The sequence below is a fragment of the Acutalibacter sp. genome (assembly GCF_056800975.1).
The window spans coordinates 1-3,957 of record NZ_JBQISV010000141.1 but is presented as its reverse complement, the minus strand read 5'-3'; the positions used below and the strand labels follow the sequence as shown (position 1 = coordinate 3,957).

Annotated in this window: 3 protein-coding genes and 1 pseudogene; all 4 read left to right on the top strand. The window is 61.9% G+C overall.

What is annotated here, in order from left to right; translation table 11 throughout:
* Positions 1–657 (top strand): SMP-30/gluconolactonase/LRE family protein (locus ACTO5E_RS10490; protein ID WP_482303458.1); only part of this gene is annotated, 657 nt, incomplete at its 5' end.
* Between the two features lie 11 nt (positions 658–668).
* Entirely contained in the window at positions 669–2,228 is a 1,560-nt protein-coding gene (gene xylB, locus ACTO5E_RS10485) for a xylulokinase (protein WP_482303457.1), read from the top strand.
* Positions 2,195–3,391, top strand: a pseudogene (locus ACTO5E_RS10480) (iron-containing alcohol dehydrogenase). The gene xylB and the pseudogene ACTO5E_RS10480 overlap by 34 nt, the downstream one beginning before the upstream one ends.
* A 12-nt stretch (positions 3,392–3,403) precedes the next feature.
* A partial coding sequence (gene deoC / locus ACTO5E_RS10475) for a deoxyribose-phosphate aldolase (protein ID WP_482303455.1) occupies positions 3,404–3,957 on the top strand: 554 nt, incomplete at its 3' end.

The following is a 3,957-nucleotide window of genomic DNA, read 5'->3' as shown; positions in this document are numbered from 1 at the left end:
TTGGAGACCCGGGTGGTGGCCTACGGCATGGAGCACCCCAACGGTATCCGCATTAAGGACGGCTATATGTACGTGACCCAAAGCTACCTGCACCCGGTCAAGGACCCCTCTGGCAAGCTGGTCAGCTGTGTGTACCGCTTCGGTCTGGAGGAAGAGAACATCGCCATTACCAACACCCTGGAGGACAAGCACATTTTCGCCACCTTTATCACAGAAAACCCCGACTGCCAGTACGGGGCTGACGGCATTGTGTTCGACAAGGAGGGCAACCTGTACGTGGGCAACTTCGGCGACGGCGCGGTGTATAAGCTGACTTTCAATGAGGACGGCAGCTTAAAGGAAAATAAGGTCTTTGCCCAGGACTGGTCCCAGCTGGAGAGCACTGACGGGATGACCTTCGATGACAAGGGCAACCTGTATGTAGCGGACTTCTGCGCAAACGCCATTGCCATGATTAAGCCTGACGGCACGGTGCGGCGTATTGCCCAGAGCCCGGACAGCGACGGCTTGCACGGCGAGCTGAACCAGCCCGGCGAGCCCATCTTCTGGGACGGGCGCATCATTGCCTCCTGTTTCGACCTGGTCACCGGTCCGGGCAAGGTGAACACCGGCCACAGCATGCCCGCCACCCTGGCCCAGCTGAAGCCGGAAAACTGACGGGGGCGGCTATGGCAGAGTATCTTTTGGCACACGACTTGGGCACCAGCGGCAACAAGGCCACCCTCTATGACCGGCAGGGGCGGCTTTGCGCCTCTTGTCTGGCGGAATACCCCACGTATTACCCCCATACCGGCTGGGCCGAGCAGGAGCCTGAGGACTGGTGGAACGCCGTTTGTACCGCCACCTGGGCCCTGCTGGACCAGGCCGGCGTGGCCCCCCGGGACCTGGCCGGGGTCAGCTTTAGCGGGCAGATGATGGGCTGCGTCCTAGTGGACCAGGAGGGCGCGGCCCTGCGTCGGGCGCTGATTTGGGCGGACACCCGGGCCACTGAAGAAGAGCGCGCCATGCAGGCGGCCGCCGGGGCCCAGCGGGGCTACCGCATCACAGGCCACCGGCTTAGCGCCTCTTATGGGGCGGCAAAGCTCCTCTGGGTAAAGAACCATCAACCGGAAATCTATGGGAAAGCATACAAGATGCTGAACGCCAAGGACTACATGGTCCAAAGGCTGACAGGCAAGTTTGTTACGGATTATAGCGACGCCTCAGGCACCAACCTCTTTGACTTGAAGAAAAAGCAGTGGTCGGGGGAGCTGGCGGAGGCCTTTGGCCTGCGGCGGGACCTGCTGCCGGAGCTGCACGCCTCGGCGGACGTGGTAGGCCGCGTCACCCCAGAGGCCGCCCGGCAGACCGGCCTGCCAGAGGGCCTGCCGGTGGTGCTGGGGGGCGGCGACGGCTCTTGTGCCTGCGTGGGCGCGGGGGTGGTAAAGGAGGGCCGCACCTACTGCGTGTTGGGCTCCTCCTCCTGGATCTCTATGGCCGGGGCCGCGCCTGTGTTCGACCCGGACATGCGCACCTTTAACTGGGTGCACCTGGACCCCGCCCTGTACACCCCCTGCGGCACCATGCAGGCGGCGGGCCTCTCGCTGCAATGGTTCCGCAATGCCTTCTGTGGGGAGGAGCTGCGAAAAGCCAAAGAGTCCGGCGGCAGCGCTTACCAGCTGATTGACCAGATGGTAGAGTCCGTGGCCCCCGGGGCTGGGGGCATGCTGTACTTGCCCTATCTGCTGGGCGAGCGCTCTCCCCGGTGGGACTTTGACGCCAGCGGAACCTTTCTGGGCTTCCGGGCCGGGAACGGCCGGGCAGAGGCCGCCCGGGCGGTGCTGGAGGGCGTGGGGTATAACCTGAAGGTCATTCTGAATATTTTTGACCGCTCGGAAGAGGTCCCGTCTATTGAGGAAGTGGCCCTCATCGGCGGCGGGGCCAAGGGGAAGGTATGGGCCCAGATTTTGGCGGATATTTGGCAAAAGCCCCTGGTGGTCCCCCGGTACCTGGAGGAGGCCACCTCTTTGGGCGCGGCGGTGTGCTGCGGCGTGGGGGTGGGGATGTTCCCGGACTATTCCGTGATGGACCAGTTCAATCCCGGCGAAAGCCGCCTGCTGCCCCGAGAGGAAAACCAGGCCGCCTATGAGGCGCTTTACGAAATTTTCAACCAGGCCTACCAGGCCCTGCGCCCGGTTTACAAGAGCTTGAATACATGGAGCAAACAACAGGGAGGAAGCCAGCCTTGATTGACTTTAATTATTATAACCCAACAGAAATCATCTTTGGACAGGGCCGCCACCAGGAGGTAGGAGAGCAGATAAAGGCCCGGGGCGGCAGGCGGGTGCTGTTCCACTATGGCGGCGGAAGCATTAAACGCAGCGGGCTGTACGAGGACGTGTGCCGTTCGCTGCAAGACGCCGGCCTCTCTTTTGTGGAGCTGGGGGGTGTGTAGCCAAACCCCCGGGTCAGTCTGGCGCGCAAGGGCATTGCCCTGTGCCGGGAAGAAAACGTGGACTACATCCTGGCCGTGGGCGGGGGCAGCGTCATCGATTCGGCCAAGGCCATTTCGGCGGGCATGTTCTATGACGGGGACGTGTGGGACTTCTACCTTCGCCGGGCGGAGGCGGAGCGTTCGCTGCCCATCGGCGTGGTACTTACCATTCCGGCGGCGGGCAGCGAGACCGGGGGAGGCAGCGTGATTACCAACGAGGACGGCAACTTTAAGCGGGACTACGGCAGCAACCTGCTGATGCCCCAGTTCGCCATCCTGAACCCGGCGCTGTGCCGCACTGTGCCCCAAAACCAGATATCTGCCGGATCGGCGGATATTCTGGCCCATGTGATGGAGCGCTACTTTACCAACACCCCGGGCACGGACCTCATCGACCGGCTGTGCGAAAGCACCATGCGCTCGGTGATGCTCTCGGCGGTCCAGGTGAAAAAGGCCCCCCTGGACGTAAACGCTTGGTCCGAGCTGATGTGGGGCGGCACCATTGCCCACTGCGGGCTGCTAGGCACCGGGCGGCAGCAGGACTGGGCCTCTCACAACATCGAGCACGAGCTCTCCGCCCAGTACGGTATCTCCCACGGCACGGGGTTGGCCATTATTTTCCCGGCCTGGATGAAATATGTGTACAAAATCAACCTGGGCCGCTTTGTGCAGTTTGCGGTGCGGGTGCTGGACGTGGACCTGTCCTTTGAGAGCCAGGAGGCCGTCGCCCTAGAGGGCATTGCCCGGCTGGAGGCCTTCTTCCGCTCGCTGGACCTGCCTGTGCGGCTGAGCGAGGCGGGTATTGGCAGCCAGGACTTTGACCAGCTGGCCAAAAAGGCCTGTGACCGGGGCGCGTTTGGCGGTTTTAAGAAGATGGAATACCAGGACGTGATGTCCATACTAAAACTAGCGGAGTAAAGGAGAATGAGAATGATCTCAGCAAAAGAACTGGCCGGCATGTTCGACCACACCAACCTAAAGGCCTTTGCCACAGACAGGGACTTTGAGATCCTCTGCGCCGAGGCAGCGGAAAACCACTTTGCCATGGTGGCCATCAACTCGGCGCCAGTGGCCCTGTGCAAAAAGCTGCTGGCGGGCAGCGGGGTCCATGTGGGGGCGGCCATCTCCTTCCCTCTGGGGCAGACCACCATTGAGACCAAGCTGTTCGAGACTGAGAACGCCATGGAGAACGGCGCGGACGAGATTGACTACGTGCTGAATGTGGGCCAGCTGAAGCAGGGGAACCTGGCGTACATCCAGGATGAGATGGAGCGCATGGTGGCCGTGTGCCGAAAGCACGGGGTGCTAAGCAAGGTGATTTTTGAGAACTGCTACCTGACCAAAGAGGAGATCAAGGCCGCCGCGCTGATAGCAAAAGAGGTGGGGCCGGACTTTATCAAGACCTCTACGGGCTTTGGCACCGGCGGGGCCACGGTAGAGGATGTGCGGCTGATGAAGGAGACGGTGGGCGAGAAGGTAAAGGT